Source organism: Candidatus Tisiphia endosymbiont of Oplodontha viridula, from assembly GCF_964264865.1.
Taxonomy (GTDB): domain Bacteria; phylum Pseudomonadota; class Alphaproteobacteria; order Rickettsiales; family Rickettsiaceae; genus Tisiphia.
The window spans coordinates 1,009,748-1,034,232 of record NZ_OZ183486.1; the positions used below are offsets into that span (position 1 = coordinate 1,009,748).

A 24,485-nucleotide genomic window follows, 5' to 3' on the forward strand; every position below is an offset into this window, starting at 1 on the left:
GTTATTCATACCTAGGTCTATTTTATCATTTTTATCGATAAAGGTCAAAGTATAATGTACATATCCTTATAGCCTTCTTCTAATTCTAAAAGTTTTTTCTTGAGTTCAAGCCCTCCAGCGTAACCAGTTAGTCTACCATCAGTACCTATAACCCTATGACATGGCACTATAATTGACAAAGTGTTGCGTGCCACAGTGTTTGCTACTACACGTACAGATTTAGGAGCAAATATTAAATTTGCAATATCTTTGTAACTCATCACTCTAGCATATGGGATGGCAGAGATGGTAGACCATACTTTCTCCTGAAAATTAGTCCCCGTGAAACGGTAAGGTACGGTAAATTCTTTTCTAGTACCATTTATGTATTCTGTTAGCTCTTGGTAAGTTTGATCGAATATACTGCAATTTTGCTGTTCATGATAGCTACTATCTAAAATTGGCATATGTTTTTGCCCTACAAAATATAAACCTGTTAAAAAATCCCCGTCTGATACCAATAATATATTCAAATCATTTGAGTATATTAGAGCAATTGGTAAGTCTATATATCTATATATTTTTGTCATTTTAATTTTTTTCTTGGAGAGAGTTTTGTTCTAAACGACTTTTACACCCTGTGAAGTCAACTATTTTTGCATCTTGATCTTGGCAGGAACAAGTAAAAATATATTTCCTTTCATCTGTAACTTTCTGAATGCATTGTCCGCAAATACCTTTCATCATACACTGCATAGGAGAATTAAGACTTACTATTAGTTGAGTTTTGTTACCAAAAGAATTATCTTTTATATCGCTTATAGCTTCCATCATTTCTGTACTACCCGCAGCTATTATCCTATCTATGCTAAAATTTTTCCAAAGGTAACAATGCCCCATTATAGCATACACCAAATCGCCCTTAACACTAATATCTTCCGCCCTATTTTTTGATAAAATACCTTCTTCACAACACCAAACTACTATATCTGCTGCTTCTTCTATTCTTTCTTGATAGAACCTATCTTGTAAATTTTTATAACCAGCAAAATATATAATTTTACAATTATTATTTTTAAGAGCCTTAGCTATTGAGCATAAAACTGCATTTCCAACTCCTCCACCAACAAGCACTACATTGCTATCCTTTAATATCTCAGTTGGCTTACCACTAGGTCCCATTAGTACTACTAGTTCATTTTGCGATAAATATCTACATAATTTACTTGATTTACCATTTTGCCAAATTATCAAATGAATTAACCCTTTTTCTGAATCAACATAAGCTCCAGTGACAGCCAATGGTTCGATAATTTTTGAAATATCACTAGAATAATTTTGTAAACGGAAAAATTGTCCCGGTTGAAAATTTTGAGCAGCGAGAGGAGAATGTATTACCAGCTCTACTATCTTATAAGATAAAATATCAATCCGTTTGATACGGCTAGTTAGCAAATAATCTAGTTTAGCGAAGAAATCTAGATTATTACCAAAAAAACTTGGTTTATTTTTGATAAGTTTTTTTCCAATAAACTTGTACCCCTCTTTACTACTTGCTAAGGCTTTAACCACACTTCCAGAGTACTGAGGATTACAATCACCAAAATATGTTAGACTTCCTGCATAAGTCAATCTAGTTGGTAATTTTGTAGTCGAAACTCGCCTGTGCTCCTCACGTACGCCTGTGTACGCTACGGTGCTCGGCTTCGTTTCTCCTGAAAATTCCTCAACTATTTTTGACTTATCTAGGAAGTCTGTTATACTCGAATGATTTTCCAAATAACTATTATATTTATGCGTACCTATTGCCATAAGTACAGTCCTTACCTTAAATTTTTTCCTTATACCTAAATTATCAAATTCTATTGATTCAGCGTAAGTATACTGATCAACATCAATGCCTAAAGGTATCATATCTTCAGCAAAATTTACACCTGCAGCCATAGCATACATAACTTCCTCAGGATTTAACTTGTAGGCAGGAGAATCCTTTAATTTTCCTCTATAACAAATTGTTACTCCACCTAGTTCATCTAAGATTTTCTTTATAGATTCTTTATTTTGTGCTTGCCTAAATAATTTTGCATGCAAGATAAATTCTTCGGCTATTAATCTGTCCTCATCTGTCCAATTTTGTTCTGTATGATTTTTCCCATTCTCTTCAACTGACAATTCATACTTTTTTAGAAATTTTTCTACTTGTAACTTATAATAATTTAAACTCTCAGTTGCTGCATCAATAGAGGTCAGTCCCCCACCAATGATAATAATAGGCATCCTAATAAGCAAATTAGTATTAGATTGTTCTAAAAAAGCTCCTCCTGATTGTAAGGTCATTAGAAAGTCGGAGGCTGTTTTTACACCTTTTGCAAGAAAATTTTTCATTTGGGCGATTTTAGGCTTACCAGCTCCAACACACAAGGCAACATGGTCAAATCCTAAATGAAATACCTGCTCCATAGTTATATTACTATCTAAACTTACACCACCAAAAAGCTTAAAATGACTGTTTCTCTCCAGTATCAGACGTAATATAGTTAAATTATTTTTATCCCACCTTGCAGTAATACCATACTCGGCTACTCCTCCAAAACCTTCAGGTATTTTTTCTGATAAGTTTTTTTTATAATCAGACCAATATTTAATAGGCTTGTTAATATCAAAAGGTAATGGGATGATTTTTAAGCCATCTATAGCTACTACAGTATGTCCGTCTCGTAATAAATAATGGCTTAAACTAAACCCAGCTGGTCCTTGACCCACTACTAAAACTTTGTAATTAGTTGGAGGCTTCGGCATCAGAGCAAAAATGTTAAGTGGATTCCAATTGGTAAGTAATAAATATATTTCCACCCCGTAAGGTAGAAGCAAAGTAGTTTCCAAAATATTAGATTCAACAAGAGGAATATCTACAGGTTCTTGCTTTTGATAAATGCAAGCATTGGAACAATCATTACAAATCCTATGACCGGTAGCAGCTACCATTGGATTATCAATGACAATAATAGCAAGAGCAGCTAAATTAAATCCCTTGGACTTTACATAATTCATCTCAGAGATTTTCTGCTTCAGCGGACAGCCCGACTTTGATGGCGTAATCGGTAGTATATTTGCAGAATCATTCGAGTATAACCCTTTAGAACACGAGTCTTTTCCCTGTTTATGACAGTAGATACAATAGTGAGTAGCATTTAAGACTGTATCTAGATTAGATATCGGATTTAAACCATCAAACCCTACTCTTACATGTTTTTTATATTTAGCTACCTTATTAAAATCTATTAAATTATTTTTATCTATTTTATTTGGTAAAGAAAATAATATATTTTCAGATTCATTAAATCTCCTTTGAAAATCTACTCCTGCAAGAGGTCTATTATAAACCATAAAGGCAGCATATTTTGCTGCTATATCTAACTCAAAAGCATATTTTTCATCATCTAATTGCCATTTTATTACTTGACGAGCAAACTTGTCTTGGGTAAACTCCTCTCCTAAAAGTTTTTCTAAAAAAATTGATACACTATCAAAATCAATCTCTTTTAGTTTTTCAGGAGGATATTTTTTTACTGCAATACGCTGGATGAATTTTCTCTTACACTCATAAATTACATCAAACTCTTTATGACTAAATCTTAGATTGGCTATTTCTTGTTCAATACCAAATAACTTAGCTAGAAAATCATCAAAAACAGGCGAAATTTCTAATAAAAAATCTGAGTAATATTTTTGATCAACTTGATCGGGATTGACCCTTAACAATAAAATAATTTCATAAAGAGAATAACTATGGCTACGCAGAAAATTTAGAAAAATTTCATCTAATTTTTTTAAGCCTTCTAATTTATTTAAATCTATAAAATCTAAACCAAAAGCAAGTGTCATATAGCTAAAACCTTCTTTAGATTAGCTATATATAATATATGACATTTTTAGAAAAAAATCTGTAGCCAAGATAACTGAAAAATGAAACAATAACGGCTACAATAAAAGATTTTATAATCATAAATACATCTGGCAACACTCCTTCTATTACTAAGAATTGAACTGGTCTTATGACAAGAAAAATGGGGTTAATTTCAAAAAATATTTTCTTTGATTCTGGTACCATAGAATATGGGTACACTATTGGTATAGTCCAATATGCAACATTCAAAATCAAATTTAATAGCTGTGGAACATCACGTATATAAGGAGTTAAAAATGCAAATGCGATAGAACTACTAATCACAGAAATAACCAACGGTAATACAAGAATTGGTACAAAAAGTATATATATACTAAATCTTTCGGGGTATAAAATGATAAAAGCTATATACATAGCTGTAAACGAATAAATTAGGGTATAAACTTGTGTTAAACTATCCGATATAGGAAAGATAGTTCTAGAAATTACTACCTTTTTTATAATACCACTACGATTAATTAATGAATTTGATGACATATTTAAGCTGCTAACAATAAATGTCCATAACGGTAAACCACCGACTAGGTTCATAATCATTGCTTCTCTTGGTAGCTTAAGTAAAAATCCAAAAAAATATGAAATGATCATTATATGCACAAAAGGCTGAACTAAACCCCATAACGAACCTAAAAAAGAATCTTTATTTTGACGAGATATAGAAGCTTGGGTTAATAATACCACTGACAACCAGTATTTCTTGGAAAAAAAATACTTTATCATTAATAATTCCCACTATTATAAATTTTTAGTATTTCATTTGGATTGCCGTCTGCGATAATACTACCTTCTTTTAATAATACACATCTATTACAATTCTCCTTAATAATATTTTCTTGATGACTTACTAATATTAAAATAGGTATATTTTGTAACTTATTTTTCATAAAATTAGTCGACTTCTCAATAAAATGACTATCACCAGCAGCAAACACCTCATCTAACAAAAGAATATCTGAATCTTGAAAAGCCGATACAGAAAAAGCTAATCTTGATAACATACCAGAGCTATAATTTTTTACCGGCAAATCTATTTTACTCCCTAGCTCAGAAAAATCTATAATTTCTTGTTCCAGTTCTTTACTGTACTTACCTAACATATTATTGTAAATCATAAGCATTTTGATATTTTCTCTGCCAGTTTGCTCTAATTCAAAACCTACTCCCATCTCAATAATGGCGGCAAAGTTACCATGAACTTTAATTTTTCCAAACTTTAATGGGTAAATTCCAGCAATTACTTTAAGCAAAGAACTCTTACCTGAACCATTGCTACCAATAAAGGCAATTTTTTCGCCTCTTTGACAGGAAAGATTTATATTATTTAAGATAGGAATTGACGAAGGAAAAAGTTTACCTCCTTTAATAAAAAAGTGTCTTAAACTTTCTACTCTTTGTTGGTTATTGATTCCTTCTACACAACCATCAGATATCTCTATAAATACTAGTTTAGACGTCATACATTAAAAATATGAGTTATATTTTTACTGAAGAGTTAATCCATTCTTCAATAATATTTTTGGGGAATACTCCAGTCTTAGTAGCTAGTTGTTTCCCATCTTTAAACAAAATCATTGTAGGTATACTACGAATACCTAAACTTGAAGGTATATTGGGATTTTGATCTATGTCCATTTTAACGATTTTTATTTTGCCCACTAATTCCTTACTTAATTCTTCAATAATAGGTGTTAACATTTTACATGGTCCGCACCATCCAGCCCAAAAATCAACTAATACAGGTGTGGTGGACTCTAAAACTTCTTTGTTAAAAGAATCATCTGTTATATTACTTGCCATAATCTCTTATTTTTAATCTTGTTTTAACAATTAACCTGAGTTTGTTGTAAGGCTTAAACCGTCATTGCGAGCGTAAGCGAAGCAATCTAGGAAACAATCTATAGATAAATGATGTTACTGGATTGCTTCGTCGGCTTTACAGCCTCCTCGCAATGACGGTTTAACCCTTACAACAGCACTTCGCTAATAGACGGTTTTTTTAACTTTCAACAGTTATGGACATCGTCTTTAGCCAAAACCTTCTCGGGTTAACTATATAATCATACTAAGTAAAATTCTTATTGTAAATGACTGCTTTAAGTTTACTTAAAAATGTTAGTATCTAAAATTGTTAAGAACATATTTCTTACGATCATAATAAAGTTTCATAGCTACAGCAGCGGTTTCTTCTACAGATCTTCTTGAAACATCAATTATTGGCCATCCTTGTTGCTCGCAAATTTGTTTTACTTGCATACATTCTTCTTGGACTATTTTAAAATCTGTATAATTAGTATTATCGCTCATCTGTAGTGAATGCATTCTAGTTTCTCTTATTTCAATTAGCCGAGTTGGGTTAATAATCAAACCAATTACAAGCTGTTTTGTAATGCTACCTAACAAGTCTAAAAACGGATAACCATGAATATAAGGCACATTTGCTGTTTTAAATCCATTATATGCTAGATATACGGAAGTTGGAGTTTTTGATGTCCTAGAAGGACCAATCAGAATAATATCAGCTTCGTCTAATTCACTAGTCATCTGACCATCATCATGTCTAAGAGTATAATCAATAGCATGAATCTTATCAAAATAACCTTCATCAAATTTATAATCATAAACTAAACTTTCTTCTGTTTCCACACCTAAAAAAACTGAAATTTCTTTTACAATTCTACCTACAACAGAGATACAAGGAATTTTTAAATCATAACAAAATTTAGTTAAATTTCTTCTTAGTTCATAATCTAAGATAGTGTATAATACAATGCTTGGTTTCATCTTGATCTTTTTCAAAACCTCATTTAATGATTCTGCACTTCTTAACATTGGCCAATGATACAATTTTGACTCAATTTTGCTAAATTGTGACAAAGCACTATTAGCTGCATGTTTAACTGTTTGCACTGAAGAATCTGAAACTAAGTGAATAATCAGCTTACTCATAGTTTATTAGTCTTTGTGGATAATTTTTTATTCATATTTTAATCTCTATATTAAAAGTAATCAATAACTACTCATATATATCCCGTATATAGAGGTTAATAACCTCTATAATTTAAAGAATAATTTTGTGGATAATTTTGTGTGTAAAATGCTAGATATCTAATGTCCTTCACGTTTTCTCATTCTACACACATAAACCACTATGAATTATCCACTAAAAAAATAATCCTATGAATAATGTGAGTAATAATTATAATCAATAAACCTTACTAGTAATTTAGCAATAAAAAAATGTGTATAATTATGTGTATATATAATTAATCTACATATTAACAATGTCTATATCAACTAAAAAAATATTATATATAATATAGATTATTATGGATTATTTCATGAATCAGCTTTTACAAACTTTTAAGAAAAAAAATAATCTTGTACCTATTTGGTTAATGCGTCAAGCTGGTAGATATTTACCTGAATATCAAAAAATAAGAAAAACTGTTAGTGGTTTCTTAGATATATGCTATAATGTTGATAAGGCTGTAGAGGTGACTTTACAACCAATAAGGAGGTATGGCTTTGATGCTGCTATAATTTTTTCTGACATTTTGGTTTTACCTGATGCACTTGGCTGGGATGTAAAATTTGAAGAAAATATAGGACCAATATTACGTAAATTTCAATCAAAAGAAGATTTTAAATATCTTGAAGGAAATTCTAATGGAAAACTAAATGTAATTTATGAAATAATCGATAAAACTAAAGAAAATTTGCCAGTTGATACTGCATTGATAGGTTTTGCCGGTAGTCCATGGACGGTAATGACTTATATGCTTGAAGGAAGAGGCAAACAAAGTTTTGAAACAAGTAAAAAATTTATTTATGAAAATAATAACCTAGCACAAGAACTTCTAGACTTTATTACTGAAAAAACTATTATTCATTTAATAGGACAAATAAAAGCTGGGGCAGATTTAGTACAATTATTCGATTCATGGGCAGGGATATTAGAAGAAGCAGAATATGATCAGTTTGTAGTGCAACCAACAAAAAAAATAGTAGTAGCTTTAAAAAAACAGTTTCCATATTTACCGATTATAGGTTTTCCAAGAGGTTCTGGGATTTTATATGAAAAATATATTAGTAATACTGGAGTGGATGCTATTGGAGTAGATCAGTTTGTACCAGCTAGTGCCATGAAATTATGGAGTGAGAAAATTGTTGTACAAGGTAATTTAGACCCATTTATATTGCTTACTAATAAAGAAATTATCGCAGAAAAAGTAAGTAAAATAATTGCAAACTTTAAAGAAAAAAATTTTGTATTTAATCTTGGACATGGTGTTTTACCAAATACACCAGTTGAAAATGTTGAGTTTTTAGTTAATTATGTTAGAGAATTTAAATACTAAAATATCTCAAAAAAAAATAGCCATCGTACTTTTTAATCTTGGTGGACCAAATAGCTTAAGCTCAGTTAAACGATTTCTATTTAACTTATTTTATGATAAAGCAATTATTAACCTACCAAATCCCCTAAGGTTTATTCTTGCTAAGATAATATCAATTACTAGAAATAGAAAATCTCAGGAAATATATTCTCTAGTAGGTAATAATTCACCTATTTTACAAGAAACAGAATCTCAAAAAGATGCTATTACAGAGAAGTTAAAACAAACTCTGAAAGAGGATTTTAGGATTTTTATAGCAATGCGTTATTCTTATCCTGATTCCGAAGAAGCAGTAAGAAAAATAAATGAGTATAACCCTTCAGAAATAATATTGTTACCATTATACCCACATTTTTCTAGCACCACTACTGGATCTTCGATTAAAGATTTTATATCTTCTCTTTATAAAAATAAAAGTGAATATTCCCAAAATATTAAAACTATTTGTTGTTATCCTATCGATGACGAATTTATTAAAGCTCATTTATCATTAATAAAGCAATCATTTAAAAAATTGAAAAACAAAAAAAATTTTCGTATATTATTTTCAGCTCATGGTCTGCCTGTAAAAATAATAAAAGCAGGAGATCCATATCAGTGGCAGATTGAAAAGACTGTAGAAAGTTTGGTGTCTAAGCTTAGTATAGATAATTTAGATTATAAAATAACTTATCAAAGTCGTGTTGGTTCAGTGGAATGGCTTAAACCTAATACGGAGGATGAAATTGAGATAGCAGGCAAAGAAGATAAATCTCTTATAATAGTCCCAATAGCATTTGTATCAGAACATGTTGAAACGCTGGTAGAATTGGACATTGAATATAGAAAGATTGCTGGTAAGTACAAAATAGAATATATTAGGACTCCTGCTCTTGGAATAAATAAATTGTTCATCAATAGCATAACTAAAATGGTATCAAATTTAGTTAATTATGGTTTCGATACAAAAAATTTGATATGTAGTTCAATTAATAAAAGAGTATGTCCTTATAATTTTACTATGTGTCCTTGTAATTTAAAAAACTAAGTAATGGGGTAAAATTAATGGCTAGTTATTATTTATGGTTTAAAGCATTCCATCTTGTATCAGCAATTTCTTGGATGATAGGTTTACTATACCTACCAAGATTATATGTCTACCACACTAAAGTTGTAGTAGGTAGTGAAACTGACAAGATGTTTCAATTAATGGAAAAAAGGTTACTTAGAATAATTATGAATCCGGCTATGATCAGCACTTATACTTTAGGTATAATAAATAGTTACATATATGGGCTAGTAGCTTTAGGAACATGGTTTTACGTAAAAATGACAGCAGTTCTAGGTATCACTATTTTTCATGGTTTATTAGCTAGATGGAGGAAGAATTTTGTTGAAGGCAAAAATAATCATTCTGAAAGATTTTATCGTATCATTAATGAAGTACCAGCACTGTTGATGATAGTGGCTGTTGTTATGGTTATTGTTAAACCATTTGATTAATATATTTTTCTACTTTATTATTTATATTACTGATTTCTAATCGTGACGCATATAACAATTATTGAAGTAAGTAATTAACCTATGGGTGATGTCACCCTAGGCTATTAAACCAATGTCTTACATCGAAATGAGGTTAATTATTATAGTTAACTATAGATAACATAACAGTGAAGTTTAAACAACTATATGAGCAAAATTATCCAAGCAGATAATAAGATTATGCAAAAACAGACTAGTTTAACTAAAGAACAAAAAGAGGTTGTTGGATTACTTTCAATAGGGACATTTCTCGAGTATTTTGACTTAATGCTTTATGTGCATATGGCGGTATTACTTAATGAGTTGTTTTTTCCAAAAACTGACCCGCATACGGCTACTCTTCTTTCAGCCGCTGCTTTTTGTTCTACTTACTTGCTTAGACCATTTGGTGCATTAATATTTGGTTGGATAGGCGATAATGTAGGAAGAAAAGCATCTGTAGTCATTACAACTTTTTTAATGGCAATATCTTGTTTTGTCATGGCTAATTTGCCAACTTTTGCTCAAATAGGGATTACTGCAGCTTGGCTGGTGACAATATGTCGTATTGTGCAAGGTATGACTTCTATGGGGGAAATCACAGGAGCCCAATTATACCTAACAGAGTATCTACAACCACTAGGACGATATGTTTCTGTAGCTATGATGAATTTCTGTGCTGCTTTAGGTACATTTGGTGCTTTAGGTATAGCCTTTATTGTAACTTCTTATAATGTTAATTGGCGACTGGCTTTTTGGTTTGGTGCAGGTGTGGCATTAGTTGGTATGATTGCTAGGGCAACGCTGCGAGAAACGCCTGAATTTGCCGACGCTAAACGTCGATTAAACAGAACTTTCCAACAGTTGAAAGGTATAGGATCTAACATTGACGTTGAACATGTAATGCAAGATACTCTCAATATTCAAGAAAAAATTAATTGGAAAACAACAATAAGTTTACTGTTAGTAGATTGTATGTGGTCAGTGATGTTTTACTTGGCTTATATGCATGGTGCTAATATTTTAAAATATTCTTTTAATTACACATCTGAGCAAATTATCAATAATAATTTCATTATTTCGGCTGTGATGGTGGTTAATGTTTCTCTAGTGGTATATTTAAGCAATAAAATATATCCACTAATGATTTTAAAAATAAAATTAATTTTATCTTCTATTACTTTACTTGCGACTCCATTTTTATTAAATGGAGCAACAACTGGCTTTGATATACTGATAGTTCAATCTTTATTACTATTCTTTGCATGTGATGCATCACCGGCTAATGCAATATTCTTCAAATATTTTCCAGTTTTTAAGCGTTTTACTTATGCTAGTGTGATATATGCTATATCAAGAGCTTTAATATATGCTATCACTTCTGTTAGTCTTGTTTATTTAACAGATTATTTTGGTCATTGGGGGTTGTTTATTATTATAATTCCAACGATTGCAGGTTTTGCATATGGATTATCACATTTTATTAAACTCGAGAAAGATGCTGGAAATCTTTCTGAAAAGAAAACTTATCTAGACTCTGTAGCAAATATTGCTTAGATGATATAGTAGGTAAATATTGGTAACATAGCTCTATTAGTTTTTTTTCTAAACCAATTGTTTCTAAGTGTATAGCTAGACGTATAAATTCTTCTATAGTTTCCTCAATAATCTTCCTAGCTTTTTCAGGTGATTTAATTCCTATAGTTTGTAAGTTGTGAATTCGGTCGAAAATTTTAATAAATGCTACATCATATTTTTTTTGTTGATATAATAAATTTAAAATCTCTTTGGAGCTAATCTTGCCGTAAGGCTTAACCCTAGTTAAAGCTTCCACTTGACTAGCTACTATACTTCCAAAAATATATTCAATCATCTTTTCTGTCAGTTTTGTATCCTCGATAGTATCATGCAGTATACTGGTAACAATCATGTCAGTTCTGAAATAGCTTGGAATTTCTGATGCTGCATATTCCGCTACCATATACGCTACTTCAATCGGATGTGAGTAATAGGGTTCGCTAGACTGCCTCATTTGGCTGCCGTGATATTTTTTGGCGTAATAAATAGCCTTTCTAACCTCATCAATATCTATTGACCGGTTTACTTCCTCATTTATCTTACGTAATTTGTTCAGTAACCTAGTAGCATATTGACAAGGTGCATACTTTGAGTTGTCCCAATAGTTAATATCTTCCATAAAAAACTATAATATTTTAAATCACTATACAAGTTAAACTAAAAATTAGAATATTACTAGGAATTTATTATATTTTTTTTGAAAAAGATCAATATTTTTGCATTTTGTTGTTGTTTATCTATTAGTGCTTCTGATAATTAGTATATAGTATATGGTATACTCAAATGACCTGAAAATGAATTTCAATGCAAGTTGCCAAAATATTATTACCATTAGCTAAGCTTTTCCCGTTGGATTATTTAATTCCAAATGAATTAAAATTAGCTATAGGAGATTTAGTAGTTGTCCCATTTAGAAATAAAGAATTAACGGGTATAGTTTGGCAATTAGATACTGAAGTTTCAGAGGGAACTATTAAAATCAAATCTATTAAACAGAAAGTGCCACTTGAATTTAGGTTTAATCAGGAAATATTAGATTTAATTAAATGGGCTGCTAATTATTATATGACTTCACTTGGTTCAGTTGCTAAGTTGGCTTTGCCGATCGATATTGCCCAGCAACCTATAAAAATAAAGCATCAAGAATTAAACAAAGATTTTATTTTGCCAACTCTTTCAATAGAGCAACAAGAAGCACTTTCTCTATTAAGTCAATCAGATAAACCATCAATTATTAAGGGAGTAACCGGATCAGGTAAAACAGAAATTTACTTTCATCTATTGGCTGATTATTTGAAGCAAGGTAACCAAATATTGATAATGTTACCAGAAATTGCTTTAAGTCAGCAAATTATAAATCGTTTTATAGCACGCTTTGGCTTTCAGCCAGTAATATGGAATTCTGCGGTTACTAAAGCTCAGAAAAAGATGATTTTAAGAGGTTTGCTCAACAATGAAATTAAAGTTATAATTGGTGCTAGAAGTAGTCTATTTCTACCGTATAGTAATCTTGGATTAATTATTATTGATGAAGAGCATGATAGTTCTTATAAGCAAGATGATGGTATATTATATAATGCTCGCGATGTGGCGGTATTGCGGGGAAGCTTATCCAAAATAAAAGTAGTATTATGCTCGGCTACTCCGTCTATTGAAACACTTTATAACGTAAGTACCAATAAGTATCAATTAATTGAATTGTCAAATCGTTATCAGGAGGCTACTTTGCCAGAAATTCAAATAATTGATATGAAAAAGGAGAAATTATCAAAAAATTCTTATTTATCTAAGGAGTTAATAGCATTAATTGGTAAAAAGCTAGCAAGCAAAGAGCAGGTGTTATTATTTTTGAATCGTAGGGGTTATGCCCCTGTGATGCTATGTAAACTTTGTGGTTATCGTTTTACTTGTAATTCTTGCTCTGCTTGGTTAGTGGTACATAAATCTAGCAAAAAACTTGAATGTCACCATTGTGGTTATCAAAGTAGGATTCACATTTTTTGTCCTGATTGTCGGGAAGAAGAGTCTTTAACTGTTTGTGGTCCTGGGATTGAAAGAATTGAAGAAGAAACTAGGCATCTTTTTCCCGATAGTAAAATTGCGGTAATTAGCAAAGATTATGCCCAAAAACCTGAAAAGATCCGCGAATTACTATATAAAATGGAGCATTCTGAGGTTGATATTCTAATTGGTACTCAGATGATTACTAAAGGTTATCACTTTCCCAACCTTACTTTAGTAGGTGTTGTTGATGCTGATCTTGGGGCTATTAGTAGTGGAGACTTGCGGTCAAGTGAACGCAATTATCAACTACTTCACCAAGTAGGAGGTAGGGCAGGAAGAGAAGATAAAAAAGGTCTAGTATTAATGCAAACTTATTACCCAGATAATGCTATATTTAGTTATATAAAAAATGGAGGAGATCAGTTTTTACAATATGAACTTGAAACAAGGCAAGCAGAGAATATGCCTCCTTTCACCAAAATGGCATCAATAATTTTGTCTGGGAAAAATGAGCATAAAGTACTTGAAATATCCAAAACTCTAGTTGCAATTGCACCAAAAAGTTCAGCTAGAATACTCGGACCATCTAGTGCATTAATGTTTAAATTAGCAGGAAAGTTTCGCTACCGTATTCTAATCATAGTGGATAAGAAATTTAATTTACAAAAATTTTTACAAACATGGTTAAGTTTAATCAAAATCCCTTCTTTTTGTCATTTGAAAGTGGATATAGATCCTAAGAGTTTTTATTGATATTACTTTCACGGTTATCCAAGTAAAAGCTTTAGCTTAGTACTACATTTGTAGTTATTCACAATGTCGTCATCCCCGTGAAGGTGTGTTGGTGTCCGGTTTAAGTCGGTGATGTCATCCTAGACCAGTGAGAGCCTTCGGTGCGAATGACGGATTCGGGGTCTAAAAATGTTGAATAGTCTTCTTGGCTATTTTTTTAGACCCCTGCTTCCGCAGGGGTGGCGATAATACTGAGCCTAATATTAACTTGTTACAGATATTTGAGGTTAAATAAGTTATAAATATTTTTGTTGGAGATATTTTAAAAATATTTCCGATTGAATGCGATCTTCACCCGTAGCGTCTTTAATTAATTCACTGGTATTTTTTAATGAGCCATAGCTTCTAATATTATTATCTAAGAATTGGTTTACACCATTGAATTCTCCTCTTGTTATTTCCTTTTTTATATTGTGATTAACTTCCTGTGCTTTTTTCATGACCATTGAAGCAATAATTGCTCCATTAGTATAGGATGGAAAATAACCAAAACTGCCCATTGGCCAATGTATATCTTGTAAGCATCCGTCTTTATCGTTCTGTGGAGTAATGCCTAAATATTCCTGCATCTTATTATTCCAACAATGTGGTAGATCATCTAAAGATAAATCTCCGCTAATTAGTAATCTTTCTAGTTCAAACCTAACTATTACATGCATTGGATAAGTCACTTCATCTGCTTCTACTCTAATAAAACCTAGTTTGACTCTTGTCATTAATTTGTAAAGATTTTCTGCAGAATATTCTAGTCCTTTAAATCCAAATTCATCCTTAAGTAGCTTTGATAGATATTGACAAAATTCCTCTGACCTACCTACTTGCATTTCCATAAATAAAGATTGACTTTCATGGACAGCCATACCTTTCGCCTTACCTACTGGTTGGTTTTTATATTTGCTGGGCAAGCCCTGTTCATATAAACCATGACCAGTTTCATGCATAATCCCCATAATCCCTGAAATAAAATTATGCTCATTATATCTATTAGTTAACCTAACATCATCAGGAGTACCCCTACAAAATGGATGGGTTGATTCATCTAACCTACCTTTAGTGAGGTTAAAACCCATTATTTCCATAAGCTTTTTAGCAATTAATTTTTGTTGTGCTTCACTAATACTATTAGTGATAGGTAGAACATTTTCTTTACTTTGTTTTTCTACTATTTGACTAATTAATTCTAGTATAGTTTTTTTTAGATTATTAAACACTACTTTAACTTCATCAAGTGTGCGTTCAGGATCATATGTGTCAAGTAAAGCATCGTATACAGAACAGTTTAGTGCATTGGCTTTAGATTTAGCCATTTTTTGTACGCAATCTAATACTGTTTGTAGGTAAGGTTTAAGTGATAGATAATCATTATTTTTTCTAGCATCTCGCCAAATTAACTCACATTTTGCACTAGCAGTAACATACATTTTCCATAAATCATCATCTATACATGTAGATTCTGTAATTCGTCTTTTTGTTTCTCTTAAATTAGCTAACTGCCAAACATCAAGAGTGTTCACGTTTTCAGAGACAGATTCTATTAGTTCAGCTAATTTTTTCGATTGTAACCTAGAGTGGGCTATGGAAGATAGTAGTGCTATTTCGTTTGTTCTACTATCAATTGATCCATGCGGAATATTTACTGCGATATCCCAATAAAGTATGTTAATCACGTTATTAATTTGAAAAATTTGCTCTAACTCTTGCTCTAATAATGTATAATGTTTCATATAATTCCCCCTACTTCAAAAGTTGCTTTAAACCTCAGTTTTGGATTAAAAAATACTGCTTTACAGCCTTATGCTACATTTTTACGTAAATGTTGCTAATATCCTTTAACTCTAATGACACGGTTTTGTTGAGAAGCCCTTATGACCTCTACCTCGTTGGCATCTTTGTTTAGTTGTCTTACTACTTAATGTCCATATATCATTATTTAAAGAAAAAACAAATACAGTTTGTATTGCCGCAATAGAGTCATCCAGCAAACCTGACTGTTCAATAGTAATAATAACAGATGTAGGCGATTCAACACTTGATAGTTTTTGACTAATCAGAGTGTTTGTCAATTCTAAACTCCTATTTAGACCCATTTCATTTATAGCTAACTGTAAAGGGGAAATGTACTCCTTAGTATTATTTTCTTCGCCATTAGCATTAGAAATAAATAGAATTAAAAATAAGATTATTTGTATATAGTGTTTAAGATGCAGTACCATAAGTATTTTTTGATGAGTTATAAATTAATATAATAATAAAGAAAAAACTAATTCTTTATATCTGCTAATTTAGCAAACATTTTTTCCTCTTGAAGTTCTAAACATAGCAATAATAAGGTTTTTTGCTATATTAGATGATGATTTATTATTGACTTTAGCAAGATTTGTAATTTCATTAAAAATTCTTCATCTAAAGATACCAATAATCGTTTAGCAGGCATACAAAACCTAGAATTTCTGTAAATTTACAATATCATATCTGATACAGAACATCAATATTATTTGATTTGAATTTATGTTATTAAAAAAACGAGCATTATATCAATTAACTTTGTTATACTTATAAAGTATGTTATATAATAAACATATTCGATGGTTAAACTATAGTAAAATAGGTTAAGACAAAATCTATTGAAAATTTTTCTTTTTAATATTGATCTAACGTAGAGTATGTAATAATATTATGTACATGTACTTAAATATGTCAATATAATGGAAGCAATATCTTATACACAAGCACGTAATAAGCTGTCTAGCATTATGGATAAAGTTTGTACAAATCATCACTCTTTAATCATTACTAGACAAAAACAAAAATCTGTAGTGATAATGTCCCTTGATGACTATAATGCTTTAGAAGAAACTTGCTACTTATTAAAGAGTCCTAAAAATTCAGAAAGACTCAACCGTGCAATTAATGACCTTAACGAAAATATTAATTTTAAAAATATCACTATAAATGAAAGTATTATTTCATAATGATGCTTGGGAGGATTATCTTTATTTTCAGAAAAATGATATAAAAATTTTAGAAAAAATTAACCAGTTAATCAAGGATATATCTCGTTCACCTTTCTCGGGTATTGGCAAACCTGAACCTTTAAAATTTAGTTTATTTGGATATTGGTCAAGAAGAATAAATCAGGAGCATAGGTTAGTATATACCACTAAAGATAACACTATTTATATAGTGCAATGTAAATATCACTATTAAGAGAGGATTCAAAATCAGGGGCAAAAGTTAAATTTTGCTAAAAATATGCCTAGCTTTGGTTATATTATTAATACAATTTTTTGAAATAAGATGGAGTGTTTTGGATAATCTCAAAAAACAAAACTATTCTAGGGGTAGGTATTATGTATAAAAGTCTTCTTACTATTGCTATAGCGTTAATATCATTTACTTTACCAGCAATTGCTATGCAGTCTAAAGATTTACCAACAAATCATGATGGTTCGTATCTTAATATATCTGTTACTGAACAAATGGATGTAAAAGAAGATTTACTTATATCTAGTATGCGAATAGAAAAAGAAGGAGTTGATCTAAAATATATACAGGATGAGATTAACCTAATGATGTCTAAAGCAGTAAAAATGGCTAAAGAAGTTGAAGATATTACTGTATCAACAGAACAATATTATGTTTACCAATATAACCAAGACCAAAATATTGATAATAAAAAAGATAAAGTAAAGAAAAAAATGTGGCGTGGTACTCAGGTATTATCACTGAAAAGCAAATCATCTGAGGCTTTATTGACATTAATTGGAAAATTACAGAATGAAGGGCTATTAATACAAAGTTTAAATTATACTCTTTCTAATGAAAAAAGAGAAGTCATTCGAGATTCTATGATAGAAGCTGCTATTGCAAAACTAAAGCAACGAGCTATACGTGTAGCTAAAGCTCTTGGTAAAGAATACGATGGATTCACTATGATAAATGTTGATCCTGAAGCAAGGAGAATGCCAGTGCCTAGATTGATGATGGGATCACCTGTAAATGCTGATGATAGTGTGGTTAATATGCCAGTTGCAGAACCAAGCACAAGTGAGGTAACTATAACTGTTTCAGCTACTGCTTTGCTTAAATACGGCTCAGTGTTAGGGAATAAGCGATAAAGTACCACTTATATTTCTGATAGAAAATTTCTTAAATAGCACTAGCCTATACAATTAGCGTTAAGGTAGCTGCGATGAGCCGACACTTATATCTTATAGCGCAACGAAAGCACGAGGTAATAATTATGAAAGTATCTAGTAAAGGGCAAATAACTATACCTATAGATATTAGAAGTAAATTTGGTTTCTTGCCAGATACAGAAATCACTTTTATAGAAAAAGAAGACGGCGTTCTATTAAAAAAATATCAAAATCAAAATAATAGAGGTAATAAATTAATATTGCATATGTTTGGAAAAAGCACAGTAAAAATGTCTACTGATACCATAATGAAATTAACTAGATCATAATCTTAGTTGACAGTAATATATTATTAGATATTATCACCTGTGATGCTAGGTGGTATAATTGGTCTTCTAACCAATTGTTAAAATTATCGCAATTTCATGAATTAGCAATTAATGATTATATATATACAGAAGTTTCAATAGGATTTGAAAGAATTGAAGAACTTGAAGAAGTAATCGGCAATAATTTTAAAGTTCTTCCTATCCCTAAAGAAGCCCTATTTTTAGCAGGAAAAGTTTTTATACAATATAAAAAAGCAAATAGTGGCAAGAAAAACTCCGTATTACCAAATTTCTTTATCGGAGTACATGCGTTTGTATTAAATATTCCTCTTCTTACAAGAGATGTAGCACGTTACAAAACATATTTTTCTAAACTCCATCTTATTCACCCTTAGGTCAAAAGATTTACATTCTTATTCTAATGTATACTTGTGACTGCTTGATTTCGAGATGACACTGGCTTGCTTTCATCGGCAACAAGCGGCTCAAATTAACTATTTTTATAGTATACATATTTAGCAAGAATAACTATAACAAATATAGGTTTATCCATTATAAATTCATTATGAAAAATACATATTATATTACCACCCCTATTTATTATGTTAATGATATACCTCATATAGGGCATGCTTATACAAGCGTTGCGTCTGACGTAATAGCAAGATTTATGCGTTTATCAGGTAAAGAGGTAATGTTTCTGACCGGTACTGATGAACATGGTCAAAAGGTAGAAAAATCTGCTATTGCCCAAAATGTTGAACCACAAATATTTACCGATACAGTATCTGAAACTTTTCGTATATTAATGCACTCAATGAACATTTCTAATGATGATTTTATTAGAACTACAGAAGCTAGGCATAAACAAGCAGTAAGTAGTATATGGCAAAAATTGCTGGATAGTGGCAATATTTACCTTGATAGCTATAAGGGCTGGTATTCGACGCGTGATGAGGCTTTTTATGATGAATCAGAATTAACAGAAGATGGGCTAGCTCCGACTAAAGCTCCTGTTGAATGGCTTGAAGAACCAAGTTACTTTTTTGCCCTATCAAAATGGCAAGATAAATTATTAGATTTTTACGATGCCAACCCTGATTTTATCAGACCAAGTACTAGACGTAATGAAGTTATTAGTTTTGTCAAATCCGGATTGCATGATTTATCCATATCGCGTTCTAGTTTTAAGTGGGGAATTAAAGTACCAAATGATGAAAAGCACGTAATATATGTATGGCTTGATGCACTAACCAACTATATTTCAGCTTTAGGATATCCAAATGATACAAGCCAGTATAACAAATTTTGGCCAGCTGATGTTCATATAGTTGGTAAAGATATATTACGCTTTCATGCCGTATACTGGCCAGCATTTTTGATGGCAGCTAGCTTGTCGCTACCAAAATGTGTTATGGCACATGGATGGTGGACTAATGAAGGGCAAAAAATCTCTAAATCTATAGGGAATGTAATTGATCCATTGCAATTAATAAAAGAGTTTGGTTTAGATCCAGTTAGGTATTATTTAATGAGAGAGGTAATATTTGGCTCAGATGGTAATTATTCTCGTAGTAGCTTAATCAATAGAGTGAATAGTGAGCTATCTAATAAAATTGGTAATTTATTGCAAAGAACTCTAGCCTTTGTTTATAATAACAATGAGGCAAAAATTCCGTCAATTAGCAAGGAATCTATCGATAGCATTTATGAGTCATTTTTAATGAAGCTATCCCACCAAATTATATCAGAAAATTCACTGTTCACTAAGACTTTTGCTATTAATTCTGTGTTAGAAAATATTATTACTTTAACCGAAGAAGCCAATATTTATATAGATCGAGAAGCCCCTTGGCAGTTAAAAAAAACTGATCCTATAAGAATGAATGAGGTGTTATATACGCTACTTGAGACACTAAGATATATTGCTGTAATGTTACAGCCATTTATTCCTGATTCGGCTAATAAAATGCTTGATCAGCTTGGTGTACCAAAAAGTCAGAGAATGTTTAAACATTTAACAAAGGAGTTTATTTTAATTCCAAGTAGTAACATTAGCCAGCCCAAACCTATATTTCCAAGATTTCAGGATAATACTCGATGAAAATAGAAGTCTATTCTAATTATTTCTTGTAGCATATATTGTAGTTCTTAAACTATGTATGGCCTTAAAACCTAGATAAACGGAAATACGCTCAATAATTATCTGTTGGTGAAATGATATTTCTAAGGCGATGCTCGAATTTTCCACTTGTACATGTAAAATATTTATTCTCTGTCCTTTCTCTTTAGGGCTAGATATTTTTAATGAGCTAGTTTTGCTACTAAATTTTGGTCCAACAATCTTGCTCCAATTAATCATAATTTCTGCAAGCAATGGGTGCTGTTTACCAAAGATTCGTCTAATAATTATGTTGATGTCATGGCTGAGTGGTTTCATGGGCAAAATTAATTATTGTAACCATTACTACTAATATAGCAAAGATAATTGATAATAAAGGAAAATACAGAGAAATAATTGATAATACCATAAGTAATATATTGCATATTATAATTCTACTCACTACTTCCTTATGACTTTTACCATTTCTGACTGCTTTTTGAAAAAAATGCTTTAAATGAGGTTGCCAAATTTTCTCCTTATTAACTAGTCTAATTAGTATGGTTAATCCTCCATCTGCTAGGTAATATAAGCTAGCAATAGATGAAGCAACAAACAAATGGACACTAGATGCTGAAATAAGTAGCAAACATAAACCTAATAAAAATCCTAAGCTTATACTACCTACGTCCCCTAGAAAGATTTTAGCAGGATGCCAGTTAAATATCAAAAAACCTATGGAACATGCTAAGATAATGATGTTAAGCACAATTATAAAATTTATATTTATTATTATATCAGATTTTAGATAACAAAGTATCAATATAGTGATCGATAAATGAATAGATTCAGCACCACTAATACCATCTATTCCATCAAGAAAATTATAAATATTTAAAAAGACAATCAATCCTATTATAGATAGTACAAAATCAATATATAAAGGCAATTCGTGATGAAACAATACTACTGGAGATAAAAATAAAAAAATAGCTATTGTAGAACAAATTATGTGAAAAATTAGCCTTACAAATATTGGAATAGAAATAAGATCATCTAAAAATGAAATGGTAGAAATGATCAGCAATAAAGGTACAATTTTAATTGAGTTTATCAGAGTTTTTGTTGAAAAATATTCATAGGCGATAAGAGCAATTATTACCACTATAACTATCGCAAGCCCACCTCCTCTTGGTGTGATTCTACTATGTACTCTACGTGGATCTGGTATATCCACCACTCCAAAAGATGGAAGACTAGAAATCAGTAACCAAGTAAGAAAGCTTGTTGCTATAAAAGATAATAAAAACAAAAAACTATAATTAATAAAGTTACTCATAACAGCATATTAGATTTAAAACTGAAATATTCATTTGCTGTAATAATTACGTGGTCATGAACCGATATGTTCATATTAGCACAAGTTTCTACTATTTTGTGTGTTAGTTCAATATCAGTATTTGAAGGCTTACTAACACCACTTGGATGATTATGTACCAATATAATTGCACCAGCTTCATTAAATAAAGCTCTTTTAATTATTTCTCTTGGATATATTGTTGCCTGATCTATAGTGCCTTGGCTTAAAACTTCATCAGCAATTAGGACATTCTTTTTATTTAAAAATAAGATACGAAATTGTTCTGTTTTCATGCTACCCATCGTTGCTTTTAGATAGTCTATTAGAACGTTCCAAGAACTAATTACATTTTGATTTATTACTTTTTGTTTTAGCATTCTGTTAGTTAGTTCACGCATAATGACAAAATTTACATATAAATTATCATTAGTTCCTTTAATATTAAGCAATTTTTCTTTATCTGTATTTATTAAATTAGCGAGACTACCAAATTGTGTTAGTAATTCCTTTGCTAATGGTTTTACATCTTTTCTAGGTATTACAAAAAATAATATCATTTCAAGTAATTCATAATCTGCAAGATTTTCTGCAGAAACAATAATACGTTGTCTTAAGCGTTGTCTATGCCCAATATAATGGGGTATATCATCTTTCATATTTAGTTTTACAATAAGTCTGTTTTATAAGGTGGATGTATCAAATGTTTTGGTGATAAAGTAAAAATGTCAAAACCATCTTTGGTTACGCCTAAACTATGCTCAAATTGTGCTGATAATGACTTATCACTTGTTGTAACTGTCCAACCGTCTAATTTACTTAGATGAGTGGAGTGATGTCCAGCATTTACCATTGGTTCAATAGTAAAAAACATACCTTCCTCCAAGACCAAGCCAGTGCCAGCTTTGCCATAATGTAGAATAGTTGGTTCTGTATGAAATATACGCCCTATCCCGTGACCAGTATAATCTCTAACAACTGAATAATTATGTTTTTCAACATAAGTTTGTATAGCATTTCCGATATCTCCTAAATGTACTCCTGGTTTTACTAGTTCAATTCCTATCATCATAGCATCATAAGTAACCTGCACTAAGCGTTTTGCTTTAATTCCTACATCACCAACATAATACATTCTACTAGTATCACCATACCATCCATCGACAATTACAGTAACGTCGATATTTATTATATCGCCATTTTTAAGGAGTTTATCATTTGGAATACCATGGCATACTACATGATTAACAGAAGTACAAATTGATTTTGGAAACCCATTATAGTTCAAAGGTGCAGGGATTGCATTATTAGACACAATAAACTCATGGCAAAGATCATTTAAATAGATCGTACTCGCTCCTGGTTTTACGTAATCAGTAATAAAATCTAGGGTTTCTGCAGCAAGTTTGCCTGCAATATGCATTTTCTTAAAGTTTTCTTGGGAATGAATTGTTATGGTCATAAAATAATTAACTTTTTTTATTAAAATCATCTATTAAAAGCATAGATAACCTGATTGATGTTACTCCATCATTGCGAGGAGCTATTAAAGTGGCTTCTCGCAATGACGTTGGTAAAAATATTCCAGTCTATTAGCGAGACCACGTGAGTGTAGTGGCAATCCACATTTATTAGATTGCTTTGTCACATTCGGCTTTTCGCTAATAGACGTCAATTTACTACGGCTAGATGCTATCGGGTTAGCTATATAAATATATACTAAATTTCTACTTTTTAAATTATTATTTGAATTTCATTGAATCTTTTTCAATGGTTCTTACCTTATAAAAACTATAAGATAAGGTTATTGTATCCACATCATTCATTTCTTTATCTTCCTCAAAATCAGAGTCTATAAAAAATGTCACTGGCATCAACATTTTTTCTCCTGCTTTTAATAACTGTTCTTCAAAACAAAAACAATGTATTTTAACAAAGTATTTACCAGCTTTATTAGGTGTAACATTATAAATGGAAGTTCCTATTATATCATCGTTACTTAGATTTTCAGACTCATAAAAAATTAGTGTATTTTGTCCTAGGGTAACTTTAGACCTCCTTTGCTTAGGAATAAATCTCCAAGGCAATTTACTATCAACATTGGAATCAAATTCTATAGTTATGGTTCTAGTTCCTTTTTTAGGAGAATATATATTGAGTTCTTGTCTTGTGGTAGTACCACCATATCCAGTGACTTTACAAAATAAATTGTAAATTGGTATTGATGCAAAGCTTAAAAAAACCATGCTAAGTACTAAACTAACTAGGGCTAAGGCAAAATTTCTATTAGATTTTTGTAACACAATGTTGCTCTCTTTTTGTAAAAAGTCAAATTTCAATTT

Annotated in this window: 25 protein-coding genes; 11 read left to right on the plus strand and 14 right to left on the minus strand. The window is 30.9% G+C overall.

Translation table 11 applies throughout. From position 1 onward, the window contains the following. Window positions 1-44: 44 nt before the first annotated feature. The 6 genes from ACFEL1_RS04915 to ACFEL1_RS04940 all read right to left on the minus strand — a co-directional run bounded on the left by ACFEL1_RS04915 (window position 45) and on the right by ACFEL1_RS04940 (window position 6,892). Window positions 45-569, minus strand: a complete 525-nt coding sequence (locus tag ACFEL1_RS04915; RefSeq protein WP_342279090.1) for a methylated-DNA--[protein]-cysteine S-methyltransferase — start codon at window positions 567-569, stop codon at window positions 45-47. Between the two features lies 1 nt (window position 570). Continuing rightward, window positions 571-3,864 (minus strand): FAD-dependent oxidoreductase, encoded by a 3,294-nt coding sequence (locus tag ACFEL1_RS04920; RefSeq protein ID WP_375330689.1) that lies wholly within the window; start codon window positions 3,862-3,864, stop codon window positions 571-573. Window positions 3,865-3,889: 25 nt separating this feature from the next. Further along, a complete protein-coding gene (locus ACFEL1_RS04925) occupies window positions 3,890-4,666 on the minus strand; it encodes an ABC transporter permease (RefSeq protein WP_342279089.1) in 777 nt (258 codons plus the stop codon). Beyond that, window positions 4,666-5,403, minus strand: coding sequence for an ABC transporter ATP-binding protein (locus ACFEL1_RS04930; protein WP_342279088.1), 738 nt, complete (start codon window positions 5,401-5,403; stop codon window positions 4,666-4,668). Before ACFEL1_RS04930 ends, ACFEL1_RS04925 begins: the two co-directional genes overlap by 1 nt. Before the next feature lie 16 nt (window positions 5,404-5,419). Then, the gene (gene trxA, locus ACFEL1_RS04935) at window positions 5,420-5,743 is read right to left on the minus strand and encodes a thioredoxin (protein ID WP_342279087.1); all 324 of its coding nucleotides are present in this window, start codon (window positions 5,741-5,743) and stop codon (window positions 5,420-5,422) included. Between the two features lie 315 nt (window positions 5,744-6,058). Next, window positions 6,059-6,892: a pyruvate, water dikinase regulatory protein gene (locus ACFEL1_RS04940; protein WP_375330690.1), complete on the minus strand. Its 834-nt coding sequence runs from the start codon at window positions 6,890-6,892 to the stop codon at window positions 6,059-6,061. Window positions 6,893-7,284: 392 nt separating this feature from the next. Here ACFEL1_RS04940 and hemE point away from each other — a divergent pair, with 392 nt between their 5' ends. From hemE to ACFEL1_RS04960, 4 genes are all read left to right on the plus strand, one after another. Further along, complete coding sequence (gene hemE / locus ACFEL1_RS04945) at window positions 7,285-8,304, plus strand: uroporphyrinogen decarboxylase (protein WP_342279085.1); 1,020 nt, start codon at window positions 7,285-7,287, stop codon at window positions 8,302-8,304. Further along, window positions 8,282-9,370 (plus strand): ferrochelatase, encoded by a 1,089-nt coding sequence (gene hemH, locus ACFEL1_RS04950; RefSeq protein WP_375330691.1) that lies wholly within the window; start codon window positions 8,282-8,284, stop codon window positions 9,368-9,370. Before hemE ends, hemH begins: the two co-directional genes overlap by 23 nt. Window positions 9,371-9,387: 17 nt before the next feature. Beyond that, window positions 9,388-9,825 (plus strand): protoporphyrinogen oxidase HemJ, encoded by a 438-nt coding sequence (hemJ, locus tag ACFEL1_RS04955; protein ID WP_341761717.1) that lies wholly within the window; start codon window positions 9,388-9,390, stop codon window positions 9,823-9,825. Between the two features lie 186 nt (window positions 9,826-10,011). Then, a complete protein-coding gene (locus tag ACFEL1_RS04960; RefSeq protein ID WP_375330692.1) occupies window positions 10,012-11,400 on the plus strand; it encodes an MFS transporter in 1,389 nt (462 codons plus the stop codon). Here the strand turns inward: ACFEL1_RS04960 and ACFEL1_RS04965 are convergent. Further along, on the minus strand, window positions 11,327-12,040 hold the full coding sequence (locus tag ACFEL1_RS04965) for an HD domain-containing protein (RefSeq protein ID WP_375330693.1): 714 nt from the start codon (window positions 12,038-12,040) through the stop codon (window positions 11,327-11,329). The genes ACFEL1_RS04960 and ACFEL1_RS04965 overlap by 74 nt on opposite strands. 185 nt (window positions 12,041-12,225) lie before the next feature. On the opposite strand from ACFEL1_RS04965, the gene ACFEL1_RS04970 reads away from it, so the two are divergent. Continuing rightward, a complete protein-coding gene (locus ACFEL1_RS04970) occupies window positions 12,226-14,178 on the plus strand; it encodes a primosomal protein N' (RefSeq protein ID WP_375330694.1) in 1,953 nt (650 codons plus the stop codon). A gap of 275 nt (window positions 14,179-14,453) precedes the next feature. Here ACFEL1_RS04970 and ACFEL1_RS04975 read toward each other — a convergent pair whose 3' ends face one another. Continuing rightward, a complete protein-coding gene (locus ACFEL1_RS04975; RefSeq protein ID WP_375330695.1) occupies window positions 14,454-15,941 on the minus strand; it encodes a carboxypeptidase M32 in 1,488 nt (495 codons plus the stop codon). Between the two features lie 111 nt (window positions 15,942-16,052). Then, entirely contained in the window at window positions 16,053-16,430 is a 378-nt protein-coding gene (locus ACFEL1_RS04980) for a hypothetical protein (protein WP_341761712.1), read from the minus strand. Between the two features lie 492 nt (window positions 16,431-16,922). Between ACFEL1_RS04980 and ACFEL1_RS04985 the strand changes: the two genes are divergently transcribed. From ACFEL1_RS04985 to metG, 6 genes are all read left to right on the plus strand, one after another. Then, on the plus strand, window positions 16,923-17,189 hold the full coding sequence (locus ACFEL1_RS04985; protein ID WP_341761711.1) for a type II toxin-antitoxin system Phd/YefM family antitoxin: 267 nt from the start codon (window positions 16,923-16,925) through the stop codon (window positions 17,187-17,189). Beyond that, entirely contained in the window at window positions 17,170-17,424 is a 255-nt protein-coding gene (locus ACFEL1_RS04990; RefSeq protein ID WP_341761710.1) for a Txe/YoeB family addiction module toxin, read from the plus strand. The genes ACFEL1_RS04985 and ACFEL1_RS04990 overlap by 20 nt, the downstream gene beginning before the upstream one ends. A 143-nt stretch (window positions 17,425-17,567) precedes the next feature. Continuing rightward, window positions 17,568-18,335, plus strand: coding sequence for an SIMPL domain-containing protein (locus ACFEL1_RS04995; RefSeq protein ID WP_375330696.1), 768 nt, complete (start codon window positions 17,568-17,570; stop codon window positions 18,333-18,335). A 125-nt stretch (window positions 18,336-18,460) separates the two neighbouring features. Continuing rightward, window positions 18,461-18,685 carry an AbrB/MazE/SpoVT family DNA-binding domain-containing protein gene (locus ACFEL1_RS05000; protein ID WP_342279075.1) on the plus strand — a complete coding sequence of 75 codons (225 nt, stop codon included), beginning with the start codon at window positions 18,461-18,463 and terminating at the stop codon, window positions 18,683-18,685. Beyond that, window positions 18,685-19,080, plus strand: a complete 396-nt coding sequence (locus ACFEL1_RS05005) for a type II toxin-antitoxin system VapC family toxin (RefSeq protein ID WP_410521699.1) — start codon at window positions 18,685-18,687, stop codon at window positions 19,078-19,080. Before ACFEL1_RS05000 ends, ACFEL1_RS05005 begins: the two co-directional genes overlap by 1 nt. A 170-nt stretch (window positions 19,081-19,250) precedes the next feature. After that, window positions 19,251-20,789, plus strand: coding sequence for a methionine--tRNA ligase (gene metG, locus ACFEL1_RS05010; RefSeq protein WP_375330697.1), 1,539 nt, complete (start codon window positions 19,251-19,253; stop codon window positions 20,787-20,789). Window positions 20,790-20,804: 15 nt separating this feature from the next. On the opposite strand, the gene ACFEL1_RS05015 is transcribed toward metG, so the two are convergent. The 5 genes from ACFEL1_RS05015 to ACFEL1_RS05035 all read right to left on the minus strand — a co-directional run bounded on the left by ACFEL1_RS05015 (window position 20,805) and on the right by ACFEL1_RS05035 (window position 24,446). After that, window positions 20,805-21,125, minus strand: coding sequence for a DciA family protein (locus tag ACFEL1_RS05015; RefSeq protein ID WP_375331550.1), 321 nt, complete (start codon window positions 21,123-21,125; stop codon window positions 20,805-20,807). Next, window positions 21,106-22,125 carry a UDP-phosphate alpha-N-acetylglucosaminyltransferase gene (locus ACFEL1_RS05020; RefSeq protein WP_342279073.1) on the minus strand — a complete coding sequence of 340 codons (1,020 nt, stop codon included), beginning with the start codon at window positions 22,123-22,125 and terminating at the stop codon, window positions 21,106-21,108. Before ACFEL1_RS05020 ends, ACFEL1_RS05015 begins: the two co-directional genes overlap by 20 nt. Next, on the minus strand, window positions 22,122-22,802 hold the full coding sequence (gene radC / locus ACFEL1_RS05025; protein ID WP_342279072.1) for a RadC family protein: 681 nt from the start codon (window positions 22,800-22,802) through the stop codon (window positions 22,122-22,124). Before radC ends, ACFEL1_RS05020 begins: the two co-directional genes overlap by 4 nt. An 8-nt stretch (window positions 22,803-22,810) precedes the next feature. Then, window positions 22,811-23,605, minus strand: a complete 795-nt coding sequence (gene map / locus ACFEL1_RS05030; protein ID WP_375330698.1) for a type I methionyl aminopeptidase — start codon at window positions 23,603-23,605, stop codon at window positions 22,811-22,813. 280 nt (window positions 23,606-23,885) lie between these two features. Continuing rightward, window positions 23,886-24,446 (minus strand): cytochrome c oxidase assembly protein, encoded by a 561-nt coding sequence (locus ACFEL1_RS05035; RefSeq protein ID WP_341748108.1) that lies wholly within the window; start codon window positions 24,444-24,446, stop codon window positions 23,886-23,888. Window positions 24,447-24,485: the final 39 nt, after the last annotated feature.